The organism is Agrobacterium tumefaciens, from assembly GCF_005221325.1.
GTDB lineage: Bacteria > Pseudomonadota > Alphaproteobacteria > Rhizobiales > Rhizobiaceae > Agrobacterium.
Genome location: NZ_CP039888.1, coordinates 2,378,832 through 2,392,860, shown reverse-complemented (window position 1 = coordinate 2,392,860; position 14,029 = coordinate 2,378,832). Strand labels below are relative to the sequence as shown.

At 58.8% G+C, this 14,029-nt stretch carries 9 protein-coding genes; 4 read left to right on the top strand and 5 right to left on the bottom strand.

Annotated elements, in window-relative coordinates; all coding sequences use genetic code 11:
• Window positions 1-10: 10 nt before the first annotated feature.
• The 3 genes from atpD to fdhD all read left to right on the top strand — a co-directional run bounded on the left by atpD (window position 11) and on the right by fdhD (window position 3,094).
• On the top strand, window positions 11-1,465 hold the full coding sequence (gene atpD / locus CFBP5499_RS12295; protein ID WP_080827150.1) for a F0F1 ATP synthase subunit beta: 1,455 nt from the start codon (window positions 11-13) through the stop codon (window positions 1,463-1,465).
• Window positions 1,466-1,594: 129 nt separating this feature from the next.
• Window positions 1,595-2,005: a F0F1 ATP synthase subunit epsilon gene (locus tag CFBP5499_RS12290; protein ID WP_006310765.1), complete on the top strand. Its 411-nt coding sequence runs from the start codon at window positions 1,595-1,597 to the stop codon at window positions 2,003-2,005.
• 264 nt (window positions 2,006-2,269) lie between these two features.
• Complete coding sequence (gene fdhD / locus CFBP5499_RS12285) at window positions 2,270-3,094, top strand: formate dehydrogenase accessory sulfurtransferase FdhD (protein WP_080827573.1); 825 nt, start codon at window positions 2,270-2,272, stop codon at window positions 3,092-3,094.
• Between the two features lie 30 nt (window positions 3,095-3,124).
• Here fdhD and CFBP5499_RS12280 read toward each other — a convergent pair whose 3' ends face one another.
• From CFBP5499_RS12280 to CFBP5499_RS12260, 5 genes are all read right to left on the bottom strand, one after another.
• Window positions 3,125-4,861 (bottom strand): methyl-accepting chemotaxis protein, encoded by a 1,737-nt coding sequence (locus tag CFBP5499_RS12280; RefSeq protein WP_175416709.1) that lies wholly within the window; start codon window positions 4,859-4,861, stop codon window positions 3,125-3,127.
• A 371-nt stretch (window positions 4,862-5,232) separates the two neighbouring features.
• Entirely contained in the window at window positions 5,233-5,709 is a 477-nt protein-coding gene (locus CFBP5499_RS12275) for a chemotaxis protein CheW (protein ID WP_003504949.1), read from the bottom strand.
• 168 nt (window positions 5,710-5,877) lie between these two features.
• Window positions 5,878-10,038, bottom strand: a complete 4,161-nt coding sequence (locus tag CFBP5499_RS12270) for a translocation/assembly module TamB domain-containing protein (protein ID WP_080827152.1) — start codon at window positions 10,036-10,038, stop codon at window positions 5,878-5,880.
• Window positions 10,039-10,083: 45 nt separating this feature from the next.
• Window positions 10,084-12,009 carry an autotransporter assembly complex protein TamA gene (locus CFBP5499_RS12265; RefSeq protein WP_080827153.1) on the bottom strand — a complete coding sequence of 642 codons (1,926 nt, stop codon included), beginning with the start codon at window positions 12,007-12,009 and terminating at the stop codon, window positions 10,084-10,086.
• Between the two features lie 174 nt (window positions 12,010-12,183).
• Complete coding sequence (locus CFBP5499_RS12260) at window positions 12,184-12,435, bottom strand: YMGG-like glycine zipper-containing protein (protein ID WP_003504940.1); 252 nt, start codon at window positions 12,433-12,435, stop codon at window positions 12,184-12,186.
• Between the two features lie 371 nt (window positions 12,436-12,806).
• Here CFBP5499_RS12260 and hemA point away from each other — a divergent pair, with 371 nt between their 5' ends.
• On the top strand, window positions 12,807-14,024 hold the full coding sequence (hemA, locus tag CFBP5499_RS12255; protein WP_080827154.1) for a 5-aminolevulinate synthase: 1,218 nt from the start codon (window positions 12,807-12,809) through the stop codon (window positions 14,022-14,024).
• Window positions 14,025-14,029 lie beyond the last annotated feature (5 nt).

Below are 14,029 nucleotides of genomic sequence, written 5' to 3'. Positions count from 1 at the left end.
GGTAAGGATAATGGCTAAGGCAGCTACCCCCAAGAAAACCGCAGCGGTGAACGGCGCGGGCAAGGTTACCCAGGTTATCGGCGCTGTTGTCGACGTGGCGTTCGAAGGCGAACTGCCTCCGATCCTGAACGCGCTCGAAACCGAGAACAACGGCAACCGCCTCGTTCTGGAAGTCGCGCAGCATCTCGGTGAAAACGTCGTCCGCACGATCGCCATGGACTCGACCGAAGGTCTGGTCCGCGGTCAGGCCGTCGCCAACACCGGCGCACCGATCGAAGTTCCGGTCGGTCCGGAAACGCTCGGCCGCATCATGAACGTCATCGGCGAGCCGGTTGACGAAGCCGGTCCGATCACCACGGCCAAGAAGCGCGCCATCCACCAGGATGCACCGTCTTACGTCGAGCAGTCGACCGAAGCGCAGATCCTCGTCACCGGCATCAAGGTCGTCGACCTTCTGGCTCCTTACGCCAAGGGCGGCAAGATCGGCCTGTTCGGCGGCGCCGGCGTTGGCAAGACGGTTCTCATCATGGAACTGATCAACAACGTCGCCAAGGCGCATGGTGGTTACTCGGTATTCGCCGGCGTGGGTGAACGTACCCGCGAAGGTAACGACCTCTACCACGAAATGATCGAATCGAACGTCAACAAGCTCGGCGGCGGCGAAGGCTCCAAGGCTGCGCTCGTTTACGGCCAGATGAACGAACCGCCGGGCGCCCGCGCCCGCGTCGCTCTGACCGGTCTGACGATCGCTGAAAACTTCCGTGACGAAGGCCAGGACGTTCTGTTCTTCGTGGACAACATCTTCCGCTTCACGCAGGCTGGTTCGGAAGTGTCGGCTCTGCTCGGTCGTATTCCTTCGGCCGTGGGTTATCAGCCGACGCTGGCAACCGACATGGGCCAGATGCAGGAACGCATCACCACCACGAACAAGGGTTCGATCACCTCGGTTCAGGCGATTTACGTTCCCGCCGACGACTTGACCGACCCGGCGCCGGCAACCTCGTTCGCGCATCTTGACGCAACGACGGTTCTGTCGCGTTCGATCGCTGAAAAGGGTATTTACCCGGCTGTTGACCCGCTCGACTCTACCTCGCGTATGCTCGACCCAATGATCGTCGGCGAAGAGCACTACGAAGTTGCCCGTAAGGTTCAGTCGACCCTGCAGCGCTACAAGTCGCTTCAGGACATCATCGCCATCCTCGGCATGGACGAACTGTCGGAAGAAGACAAGCTGACGGTTGCCCGCGCCCGTAAGATCGAGCGTTTCCTGTCGCAGCCGTTCTTCGTTGCTGAAGTCTTCACCGGTTCGCCGGGCAAGCTCGTTGCGCTCGAAGACACGATCAAGGGCTTCAAGGGCCTGGTCAATGGCGAATATGACAGCCTGCCGGAAGCTGCTTTCTACATGGTCGGTTCGATGGAAGAAGCCATCGAAAAGGCAAAGAAGCTGGCTGCTGAAGCTGCCTGATTATGAATTGGCGGGCGCGTGGTTCAACTGCGCGCCTTGCCGGCAACGGTGGCGAAACCGGAATGGTGATGCCAGCGTTGTAGCAATGAAGTCCGTGACGCCCGCGTAATTGAAAAGAAGTGAATAGCCATGGCTGACAGTTTCAAATTCGATCTCGTTTCCCCGGAGCGTCTGCTCGTTTCCGAAACGGTTACGGAAGTCGTCATCCCGGCTACGCTGGGTGAAATGACGGTTCTGGCCAATCATGCGCCGACGATGACCACGATCAAGCCGGGTCTGGTAACGGTGAAGTTCGCCTCTGGAGAAACGCACAAATACGTCGTGTTCGGCGGTTTTGCCGATATTCTTCCGACGGGTTGCACACTTCTTGCCGAATCCGCCGTTTCGGCTGACGATATGTCTCCCGATACGCTGCAGAAGCGCATCGATGCGGCCAAGGCCGAAATTCAGGAAGGCAATCATCACCACGAGCACCTGACCAAGCTTGAAAAGCACCTCTATGAGCTGACGAACCTGCATGAGGTTCTCGTCGCCGCTTGAAAGCACCGGGCGGGTTCGAAAGAATGACTGCCCACAAAATATTTAAAACAGAAAGCGGCCGTTTCGGTCGCTTTTTTGTTTTTGGCTGTCTCCTGTTTTCACTGCTTGGGACACGTCGGATGGTGGCCTTGCAAAGCACCCTTCGGACTGCGTGCCGCGTTTGCCGAAATCGATTCCGATTTTTGGGTTGATGGGCTAAATGTGAAGACGAAGAGAAATGCCGCTTTACCGGTCACAGGCCGCGATGAAGGTGCGTTTCCTGTCATGGAGGGATGGATTGCTGTGTCGGTGGAAGCAAGTTATCGAAGGGTTGTTAGAACCGCTTTGCGACAGGGCGCACTTGCCACAGGCGAGCGAGCCGTGCCGGAAGAGGTCCCGGTTGCCTTTTCTTACGGCGGCAGCACCCATGCCGTGATGATGGCCAGTCCTGCCGATCTCGTCGATTTCGCTGTCGGCTTCAGCCTTACCGAGGGCATCATATCGATTCGTTCCGAAATCCAGGCTATTGAAGTGGTCGAGGCGGGGCAGGGTTACGATGTCCAGGTGGATTTGACGGATACCGAGGCCGATGCCCTGCGGGCGAGACGACGGCATATGGCTGGCCCGGTGGGCTGCGGTCTCTGCGGTATTGAATCGATAGAGCAGGCGGTGCGTGTCGTGCCGGATTTGAGCGGGGTGAACTCGTCTGTTTATGGCAACGACATCGTTGCGGCTGTGAAGGCCCTGAACGATGCACAAACCCTCAATCGCGAAACAAGGGCTGTTCACGGTGCCGGGTTCTACAGTCCGCGTGAGGGGCTTTTGGCGGCCCGCGAAGATGTCGGCCGCCACAATGCGCTCGATAAATTGGCGGGTGCGGTGATGAATGCGGGTATTTCTGCCGAGACGGGCATTGTGGCCGTCACCAGCCGCCTGTCGGTGGAGATGGTGCAGAAGACGGCGATCCTCGGCTGTCCGGTTCTGGTGGCGATCTCCGCCCCCACGGCGCTTGCTATCGAAACCGCCGATAAGGCAGGCATCACGCTTGTTGCGTTAGTCCGGGGTGAAGACTTCGAAATCTTCACCCGTGCGGACCGTATTATTCTGTAGTCTCGGAGTGAGGCTTCGGCATAGGCGGGTTTAGAACTCCGCCCATTCGGCCGCCGCATTGCCGTGCGCTCTTGCTGTGGCATATCGCGGCTGTGGTGTCGGCAGCTGGGTTACGCTGGCGGGTTTTTTATCGATGGGCTGGGCAGGTGATACCTGTCCCTCGCCGGATATTCTGAACTGTCGCAGCAATTCGTAGAGGTTGTCGGCCTCACTGGAGAGACCGTGGCTGGCGGCAGTGGTTTCTTCCACCATGGCGGCGTTTTTCTGGGTCGCCTGATCCATGACGTTGACGGCCTGATTGATTTCCCTCAGCCCGTTTGCCTGTTCGCGTGACGCCTCGACGATCGCCGAGACATTGACGTCGATTTCACCCATCTGCGACTGAATATTTCGCAAGGCCTCACCGGTTCTGCCGACCAGATCCACACCATTGGCGACCTGTTCGCGGGAGGTGTTGATGAGGGACTTGATTTCCTTGGCGGCGACGGCAGATCGTTGTGCGAGCTCTCGCACCTCCTGTGCCACGACGGCGAAACCCTTGCCGGCTTCCCCAGCGCGGGCGGCTTCAACGCCCGCATTCAGCGCGAGAAGATTGGTTTGGAAGGCGATGTCATCTATGACGCCGATGATGTTGGTGATCTCGCCGGAGGAACGCGAAATCGCATCCATGGCGGAAATTGCCTGCTGAACGACTTCGCCCGAATGTTCGGCGTGCTCTCTCGTCCGCAGCACCAGTTTGCCCGCCTCGCCGGCACGCTGGCTGGCATCGGTCACGGTGGTGGTGATCTCTTCCAGCGCGGCGGCGGTTTCCTCCAGCGAGGCTGCCTGCTGTTCGGTGCGTTGCGAAAGTTGATCGGCGGCGATGCGGATTTCGCCCGAGCCGGAGGCGATTGTGGAGGCATTGTGCGATATCGTCTGCATGGTGGCCTGCAGCTTGCCGACGACCTCATTGAAGTCCGCACGCAGCTTCTCCATGCTGGGTACAAAGCTGGTGTCCAGACGTTGCACGAGGTCGCCCTCGGCCAGCGCCTGCAGGGCATCGGCAAGCATGGTGATGGCGCTCATACGCGGGGTCACGTCGGTGGCGAATTTCACCACTTTCACGACTTTTCCGGTATCGTCCACGACTGGGTTGTACGCGGCCTGAATCCATATTTCCTTGCCGTTTTTTCCGTAGCGGACAAATTCGTCCGAGATGAATTCTCCCGATGCCAGCCGCTGCCAGAAATTGGCGTAAGCCGGAGATGCGGCGTAGGCAGGGTCGCAGAACATGCGGTGATGTCTTCCCTCGATTTCCTTGAGGTCGTAATTCACCGTGGCGCAAAAATTCGGGTTGGCGGTGATGATGGTACCGTCGGGAAAAAATTCGATGGTAGCCTGTGACCGGGATAGTGCATCCAGCTTGCCGGCATCCTCCGTCGCCTTGATTTTCTTTGCAGTGATATCGGTAGCGATTTTGACTACCTTGTAGGGTTTACCGGAGCGGAAAACCGGATTGTAGGAGGCCTCGATCCAGATCACTGACCCGTCCTTGCGGATGCGACGGTAGTCCTTTGCCTGGAATTCGCCGCGGGCAAGAGAGTCCCAGAACTCCTGATAGGCTCGCGAATTAGTGAGCTCCGCGTCGCAGAACATGCGATGATGTTTACCGACGATCTCACTGAGGTCATACCCCAGCGCCTCGCAGAAGTTCTTGTTCGCGGTGAGAATATTACCTTTGAGATCGAATTCTATGACCGCCTGCGATCTGGATATCGCATCGAGCATATTTCGGTTATCTGCGCTTTTCCCTAACCCCAGCATTAACGTCCCCCAAATATCGGTCCACGGAGCGGCTCGCCGCACGCAAAGTGCGGTCCTACGCCGTATAATGTTGAACAACGAACAGGTTTTGCCGCCATAGGCAGCAATGCAGGCACTTGCGACTTCGCGGCCTACGTCAGCGATCGGACCCCTATGATGTGATGCGGGTAGGTACTGTTCGTCGGCTTTTAATATTAGATATCCATAATATTAAAATGTTCTTATTTAAGTTGTAGGACGAACGGGAAAACAAAAACCGCCGGGCAGATGCTTCGGCGGTCTGGTTCTGTTGTCGATAACAGCGGTGAACGGTGTATCAGACCTTAATCGCCTGATCAGGCGGCGAGATCTTCGGCTTCGGTTCCCTTGAACATCTTGGCAAGGTTCAGGAAGCAGATCATGCCATGTTCGTTGGCAATGATACCTTCGGAATAGGACTTGTCGAAAGAGGCCGAGATTTCCGGAACCGGCTGGACCTGGTTTGCCGGGATCGTCAGGATATCGGAAACGCGGTCAACGAGCATGCCGATGACCATGTTGTGCACTTCCGCCACCACGATGGCACTTCTTTCGTTGGCGACGGTGCTCTTCATGCCGAGCTTGTGGGCCAGATCGATGATCGGAATGACCGAGCCACGCAGGTTCATGACGCCGATGACGTCTTTCGGCGCGTGGGGAATGGGCGTGGAAGGCGCCCAGCCGCGAATTTCGCGGATGGTCGTCGTCTTGACGCAGAATTCCTGATCATGCAGGCGGAATGCGATGATTTCGAGCGTCTCACCGCCAAAATTGGTGGAGTTAATCATTGCCATCAGAATTCTTCCCAATGCTCGCTGTGGAGGCCGGCGCAAGTGCACCGACACTTGCATGTGCGAATTTGGCGTTCTGCCTGGTGCCTGAACAGCCGGAAATCAAGTTTCCGTCTTCAATGGAAGAGTCGTAGCATGAGATGGTTTCGCAAACCTAAATGCGAAGCCGTCTCAATATTCCTTCTCGTAAAATATTCCGGCCGCACCCTCGCCATTGCCGCCCGCTTCGCCGCGCAGCTTCACGCCGCGCCCGACATCGAGGTTGATGATCGCCTTTGCGCCGGATTCGCCGCTCTGTTGCAGCTCGAGATAGGTTCTTTCATTGAGATACTTGCCGGCGGAAACGCGAGCCTGCCCTTCGGAATCCGTGGAAATATCGAGATCGTCGACGCCGAGATTGCTTCGGAGCTTGTCGAACAACGAGGTGGAACGACCGCCGGCCAGCTGGGCAGCGGCATCGGCCAGCCGCGCGATCTGCAGGGCGGAGAGTTTCGACATGGACTGTCCGAAGATCAGCTGCGCCATCACTTCATCCTGCGGCAGGGCCGGGGCGGAGGAGAAGGCGAAGGTCGGATCGTTAGCAGTGCCGGAAACGGATACGGTGACGGTCGTCGAACCGACGGTCGAGTCCGCCTTCATATCGAGAACCGGGACAAGGCCGCCGCCGAAGGTAATATTGCCCGTCGTGAAATCCAGACGGCGGGTAAGGATTTCCAGCCGGCCGCGGCGCATTTCAAAGCCGCCCGAGATAACGGGAACGGCGGCCGTGCCGCGTATGGTCAGGTTGCCGGTCAGTTCCGCATCGATGCCGCGGCCGCGCACGAAGATGCCGCTCGGAGCATTCACCTGCAGATCGAGATTGATGGTGGAAGAGCTTCCGCTTCCACCCTGATCCGCTCCGAGCGCCTTGGCCTGAGCGCGCACCTTTGGCGGTGCATTCTTGTGTTTGACATCGATTTCCGTCAGCGAGGCCGGAAGTTTCTCCGGAATGGTGATGGCGCTTCGGTCCAGCGTCAGGTTGCCGCCAAGGACAGGAGAGCTCAGCAGCGGGCCTTTCAGCGTCAGCGTGCCGCTCACCACCGTCGTCACCAGAGTACCGTCATTATAACCGGCGCGATCGAGCGTGATCGAAATATCGGCAGGGAAACCCGAGCCGCCGGCAATGCCGACGCTGCCCGTACCCGAGACCGTTCCGCCGCCGGCCAGCTTACCCGTCAGTCTGGAAATGACGGCACGGTCGCGGTCGAAGGTGATTGTTGCGCCGAGCCCATTGATCGTCAGGTTCCGACGCACATCCGTCAGGCGCGTGCCATCGGTGGTGATGCTGCCTGTCACGACAGGTGCGGAAGCGGTGCCGGAGATCTTGACGTCGATGGCGGCGGTGCCGTCCACATCGAGGCCCTGTGCGGCGGTTTGTGCCGCGACTGCGCTGAAAGGCAGCCGGCCGGAAAAAGCCATGGAAAGGGGACGATTGCCGGCAATGCCGAGTGAACCGCCGCCGGAAAGCGACATGCCGCCCTGACCTGTCACGTTGGTGTCGATCTGCAAGTTGCCGCCGGCAAACCGGCCATTGGCCTTGATGCCAAGGGCGGCAAGCCCCGCGGCACGCGTCTGTGCAACCTCTGCGTTGGCCCAGTTCAGATTATAATCAACCGAGGGGTCGGATGCCGCACCCTTGGCGCTGACCGTGCCGGATATGCTGCCCGCCGCATCCAGCCCGGCGGCAAAGGCGTTTGCCAGGCTCGCAGGAAGCGAGCGGATATCGGCCTTGATGTCCAGGGTGGAACCGGCGGTGCCGTTGACCTCAACGCGACCATCGCCCGTGATGATGGTCAGATCACTGATGCGGGCCGTACCATTCTGGATGGCGATGGTGCTTGGTTTTTCAAGCCGTACGGGAATTCCCTTGGGTGCGGCCGAAAAGGCATCGACCCGCACCGTCATGGGTGAACCGCCGGTATCGGCGCTGCCTTTCACCACAAGCGGCGCATTGTCATAACGGCCGCTGACATCGAACGCGGTCGTTGTGCCGGAATGTCCGATGGTGGCATTCAGGCCTGAAATCGCAGCCGTGCCAGCATTGACGCTCTCGGCGCTGATCTTGCCGTTGATGGCGAGCGCCTTGATGTCATCGATGGAAATATCGGCGGCCAGCTTTGAAATCGTCGTCGTACCCTGTCGGATGCTGCCGCCATTTGCCTTTATCGTCGCGGCGATCTTGCCATTGGCGTTATCAAGCGCGATATCGCCGGCAATATCGCCATCCGCCTGCTGGGCGGCGAGTGCTGCCAGCAGGGCGAGATCGGGGAAATTGAAGGAGAGATTGCCCGTCGGCAGGAACTGCTGCGAAAATTGCAGCTTCCCGTCCAGAATGTTGCGGCCGACCGCGACATGGAGCTCGGGTATTGCCGTGCCATTTTCGGTCTGCACCACGTTGGCGTTGGCGTCGATTTTCTGCCGGTCGAGGCTGCCGCTGGCAGTCAGCTTTGCCTGCGGTGCAGCCGGGTCGGCCTTGCCGGAGGCGTTGACCTTCAGTGCTTCGAGTTTTCGCCCGGCAAGGACGGCACTTTCGGAACTCAGGGTCACGTTGAAATCAGGGGCGGCAAGCGCACCGCTCGCTTCGATCGCAAAATCAGCGATGCCCTTCGCCTGCGGCGTCAGCTTTTCGAGCGCAGGGAATTTACCCTTGAGATCGGCGCTTAGTGCATCATTCTCGAGGCTGACATTCCCAGCCGCCTCGATCGTTCCGGACTTGACGACGAGGTTCTCGACGCTGGTGCGTCCACCGATGGTGACATCGATATCGCCCTGAAGGGCGATGGTGGTATCGAATTTTTCCGCGAGAGCCGGTGGAAGCGTGGCGGGCAAGGCGAAGAGCTGGACGCTTGACGTCAGGCGGTTATCGGTGAGATCGAAACTGCCGTTCAGGGTTCCGCCGACGCTGGCGCTTTCCAGCGTTGCGCCGTTAAAGCCGATGGTGGAGGAGCTGAGACTGAGCGGTGCCTTGATGGTGAGAGGCGCACGCACCAGCCGGTCGATATCGGGACTGACGAAGGATGATTGCGCCACCGACAGGACGGTGGCGATCGTGCCGCTGCGGTTGGCAATATTGAGATCGGCGCTTTCGGCGGTCAGTTTGACATCGTCAAGCCGGCCCTGTGGCAGCGCAAGGCTGCGCAGGGAAACCGTGGTGTTGAGGTGCGCGGCATCTGCACCGCCCTTCAGGGAAAGATCGAGGCCGTTGATGAGGGCCTGGATTTCACCATTGCCGAGCGGCCAACGGAAATCCACGGGGCCAGCGGTGCCGATGAGATTGGCGGCAAGATCGTTCTGACCGTTCGGATCGACGGTGCCGGATGCTGTCAACAGCAGCGTGCCGGTCTCAAGCGTACTGCTGCCGATTTCGATGCGGCCCTGCGGGAAGAGTGTGGCATTCGCATCGAGCTTCGTCTCGCCGGCAAAAAGCTGGCGGAAGGCAGGCGGCAGCAGCAGATCGGGCTGGCCGCCGCCGGCAATCTCGATACGGCGCGTTCCGTCATCGCCAAGGAGATGGCGACCGGTGACGTTGACCACCGCATTGCCGGCGACATTGCCGCGCAGGGTGCCGGTCCAGCTGGAAAGCGGACCTTCGCCGTTGAGGTCTATTGCCACCGCAGGCGTGCCGGGAAGCGAAAGCAGCGTGGCGAGCAGGCCGCCTTCGGGTTCCTTCATCTCCGCTTTCAGCTTCAGCACGTTCTCATTCGGCAGAAATGCGACGTCGGCATTGACCTCCGCATCCACGGCATTTCGCCTGTGGGCGGTGAGTGAAAGCCGCATGTCGTCCCGCGCGGCCTTGAGGTTGCCTTCCGCCGTCAGGTCGAAAGCACGGCCGAGAAGCGACTGCCCAAGGCTGATATCCGGAAAACTGAAATTATCGATGACGATTTCAATGGGAAGCGAAGAACCGCTGGAGCTCTTGCTGGTCGTCTGCTGAGCCGGCAGTGGTTGGCGCTCGACGTCGATCGATACGGCCGACACGCGGTCGGCATGGAAGGTGCCGGCAAGCAGCGACAGAGGCGACCAGTCGACGGCGATCTGGTTCAGGCGGGCATAGGGCCCCTGACGGTCCGAAAGCGTGACACTGTCGAGCCGCAGGCGACCGGTCAGAAGGCCAGCCGGCGGAGAAATCTCGATCGTCTGATCGGGTGTCGATACGAGCGATGAAATCTGCTTTGCGGCAATCCGGGCGCCCATCGGCGTAAAACCGATGAACAAAACCGCAAGCAACACCAGCACCACGCAGCAGAGTGCAGCGTAGCCCAGCCATTTCAGCAATCGAATCAACGTTTTCATCCAGGTTAATCTACACTCTGTTGCAAGGGTGTTCGACTGCGGCGTTTAAAAAGACTGGCCGATACCAGCATAAATGCCGAAATTGTTGCCGCCGTCGTATTTTTCAAGCGGCATGGCGACATCGAGACGCAGTGGCCCGAAGGGCGTCGCGTAACGCAGGCCGATACCGGCGCCAGCCCGGATATCGGAAAAATCGGGGGTCACTTCATCCGAAACCACGCCGGCATCGATGAAAGGCACGAGGCCGATCGTATCGGTGACCTTGATGCGGGCTTCAACGGAGCCGACCACATAGGAGCGGCCACCCGTCGCGTCGCCCGCCGCATTATAGGGCGAAATTTCCTGATAGCTGTAGCCGCGTACCGATCCGCCGCCACCTGCAAAAAACCGCCGTGTGGTCGGTATGTCCTGCAGATCGTTGCCACCCACGAGAACACCGCCGGAGAGCTTACCGGCCATGATCAGCCGGTCTTCGGCACCAAGTCCCTTATAACCGGTGATGGAGCCCTCGAAAGAGGAGAAGAACGTACCGTTCAACGCTTCATAGCTTGGCTTGGCGGCCAGGGATGCGCGGAAACCTTCGGTAGGGTTCAGCTTGTCGTCACGCGTGTCGCGAACGAATTCCAGCGGTATCGAGGTGGTCAGATATTCGTTCTTGCCAAAGGCGTCTTCGGTATCGGCCCATTGCACCTCGAGGCCGGCTGCGGCGGTATCGGTATCGTTCAGCTCATAGGCGAAACCGGCCGTGCCCGTCAGCGTCTTTGCTTCATAGGTATCGGGATGCTCGGTCTTGGCAATCAGGCTGGTCTTGAATGTGGTGCGCGGGTTGAACATACCGGGCTTGGTGAAGGTGATGCCCGCCGAATAATCCATGCCCTCGACGCTGGATGCCTCTGCGATGCGCGAGACCGAGCCTTCGATGCGCAGCGATTCCGCCTGTCCGAAGAGGTTGCGGTGGCCCCAGTAACCCTGCAGGCCGATGCCTTCCGTGGTGGAATATTGCGCGCCGACACCGAAATAACGGTGCTTGCCTTCGGATACTTCGATGGTCAGCGGAATGGAGCCATCGCGGGCGAGCGTTCCCGCCTCCTTGATCGTCAGGCTGGAAAAGACGCCGAGCTGGCGCAGGCGGTCGGCGGCCTTGCGCAGCTTTTCCGGCGAATAGGGCTCGCCGCCATTGAGGCGTGAATAACGGCGGATGAAGTCGCCTTCGACGGTTTTTTCACCGGTGACGGTAACAGTGCCGAGCGGCGCAATGGGGCCACCCTCGGCTGCCATCGTAATGTCGACCGTATTCGTTGCATGGTTTGCGACCGCCTCGCGCTTCGTCAATTTCGCGAGTGGCCGGCCTTCCGCCTTCAGATCGTCGATCAGCCTGTTGCCGGCGCGGATGATTGCCAGAGACCCGGCATCGCCGCCGTTGATCAGGCCATATTCCTCAAGATTACGGCCCGCTACATCGCCTTCAAGACGGACGTTGCCGAGTGTGAATTTCGGGCCTGGCGTCACCGTTATGACCACGGGTACGGGCGTGCTGTGATCGAACACCGGGTTGGGAGGCAGGTCATCAACGTTCTTTCCGGCCACGGTCACGTTGACGATGCCGCCATAACGGGCGTTTTCATAAAGTGCCGCGATCAGCCTGTCCCTGTCGTCGCGCGCCTTAATCAGAAGGCCGAGATCGCCGGAGGCAGGTTTGTCTTTGTCGGCCAGAAGAAGCGAGCTGTTTTCCAGACTGCCCTTGAGGGATTTGTCGGCGTCAGCCGCATCAAGAGTGACGGCGTATTTGACCGGGTTGATAACCTCGACCTCCGGTTCTTCCGAACCCCAGAGACGCATACCGAACAGTTTGAAGGCGAAAGCATCACGGGCAAACGCCGGATACAGGGCGAGTGTGAAAGCAACCGCAAGAGCGGTGCCAGCTTTCCGATACGCAATACCTGTCTTCGGGTTAGTTCGTGTTCTTCGCATAAGCTGCTTTATGGTTGAGCCTTTATTGTCGCCCTAACCCGTTTCCTGTCCGTTAACGTTGCAATTTAATCATAAATAAACGGCCTTGAGGACCCTTTGACTTGTTTTTGCCCGTCATAACGCAAAAAGCCCCGGATGACCGGGGCTTCTGTGCAACGGTATTTCGCGAAGCGATTAACGGCAACGTGCCGTGTAACGCTGACCGTACTGGTCGCGATAATAGCAATAACCCGGCTCGGATGCATTGCCGATCAAAGCGCCGCCGACGCCGCCGATTGCTGCGCCAACTGCTGCGCCGCGAACGTTACCCGTGATGGCCCCACCAATGACAGCGCCGGAAACGGCACCGATCGAAGCGCCCTTTTCAGTCTGCGTGCAGCTTGCAAGCGACAGGCCGACGAGCGCAAATATGATTGCCTTTTTCATGAAACTCTCTCCAACGTTACAATGAGCTCTTTGGCTCGATAGGCGTCCCATATTTATCTGCGGCGACTGCTACCTCCGACCGCCACAGATAACTAACAATTCGATGTCGTTTAGGGAAGCCTCATCTTCCAGGCATTCCTGTGAGCGTAAATCGATTGTGTGCCAGACAACGGCGTCACGCGAAAAAGGTTCCAAATCTCGCGGTTTTTTGATGTGAATCAATTTTGTACTTTTCATTGGCATCTATAAACGGTTTATTGGAATGGTTCAAAACAACGGCGAATTGACGCAGACGCGGTTAAAGTGGCCCACAAGGGTTGACGGTCCCGGTGTCGGGGGAGAAAACGATCTGGTCAATTCTGGAGCATGGCATGGACTTCGAGGCATTTTTCACGACGGAACTGCAGAGCCTGCATTCTGAGGGTCGCTATCGCGTTTTTGCTGATATCGAGCGCCAGCAGGGCAATTTTCCCCGCGCGACACGGTACAACGCCAATGGCGAACGCAAGGACGTAACCGTCTGGTGCTCCAACGACTATCTCGGTATGGGCCAGAATCCGAAAGTCATCGAAGCCATGAAGGCCGCCATCGATCACTGTGGCGCGGGTGCGGGAGGCACCCGGAACATTTCTGGCACCAACCATTATCACGTCCTTCTTGAACAGGAACTCGCCGATCTGCACGGCAAGGAATCGGCGCTGATCTTCACGTCGGGTTATGTTTCCAACTGGGCTACCCTCGGTACGCTCGGCCAGAAGATTCCGGGCCTCATCATTTTCTCGGATGCGCTCAACCATGCTTCGATGATCGAGGGCATTCGTTACGGTCGTTGCGAGCGGGTGATTTGGAAACACAACGATCTCGAAGATCTCGAAGCGAAGCTCAAGGCTGCCGATCCTGACGCGCCGAAGCTGATCGCCTTTGAATCCGTCTATTCGATGGATGGCGATATCGCGCCGATCAAGGAAATCTGCGATCTGGCCGATCGTTACGGCGCCATGACCTATCTCGATGAAGTTCATGCCGTCGGCATGTACGGCCCGCGTGGTGGCGGCATTGCCGAGCGCGAAGGCCTGATGGATCGCCTGACGATCATCGAGGGTACGCTTGGCAAAGCCTTCGGCGTGATGGGTGGTTATATCACCGGCTCCACCGCGGTCTGCGACTTCATCCGTTCTTTCGCATCCGGCTTTATCTTCACGACGGCCCTGCCGCCGTCGCTTGCCGCCGGCGCGATCGCCTCGATCCAGCATCTGAAGGCCAGTCCCTTCGAGCGCGCGCGCCATCAGGACCGAGTGCGAAAGCTGCGCGGTCTTCTCGATGCCCGCGGTATTCCCCATATGGACAATCCAAGCCACATCGTGCCGGTCATGGTCGGCGATGCGGCCAAGTGCAAATGGATCTCGGATATCCTGCTCGATAGTCACGGCGTTTATGTGCAGCCGATCAATTACCCGACGGTGCCGCGCAAGACCGAGCGCCTGCGCATAACCCCGACACCGCTGCATAGCGATGCTGACATAGAGCATCTGGTCGGTGCGCTGCACCAGCTCTGGTCGCATTGCGCACTGGCGCGTGCGGTGGCTTAGGGGCC

Bases quoted from the DNA above. Each gene is read 5' to 3' on its own strand.
- atpD (WP_080827150.1), top strand. From the start codon at position 11: ATGGCTAAGGCAGCTACCCCCAAGAAAACCGCAGCGGTGAACGGCGCG.
- CFBP5499_RS12290 (WP_006310765.1), top strand. From the start codon at position 1,595: ATGGCTGACAGTTTCAAATTCGATCTCGTTTCCCCGGAGCGTCTGCTC.
- fdhD (WP_080827573.1), top strand. From the start codon at position 2,270: ATGGAGGGATGGATTGCTGTGTCGGTGGAAGCAAGTTATCGAAGGGTT.
- CFBP5499_RS12280 (WP_175416709.1), bottom strand. From the start codon at position 4,861: ATGCTCGATGCGATATCCAGATCGCAGGCGGTCATAGAATTCGATCTC.
- CFBP5499_RS12275 (WP_003504949.1), bottom strand. From the start codon at position 5,709: ATGGCAATGATTAACTCCACCAATTTTGGCGGTGAGACGCTCGAAATC.
- CFBP5499_RS12270 (WP_080827152.1), bottom strand. From the start codon at position 10,038: ATGAAAACGTTGATTCGATTGCTGAAATGGCTGGGCTACGCTGCACTC.
- CFBP5499_RS12265 (WP_080827153.1), bottom strand. From the start codon at position 12,009: ATGCGAAGAACACGAACTAACCCGAAGACAGGTATTGCGTATCGGAAA.
- CFBP5499_RS12260 (WP_003504940.1), bottom strand. From the start codon at position 12,435: ATGAAAAAGGCAATCATATTTGCGCTCGTCGGCCTGTCGCTTGCAAGC.
- hemA (WP_080827154.1), top strand. From the start codon at position 12,807: ATGGACTTCGAGGCATTTTTCACGACGGAACTGCAGAGCCTGCATTCT.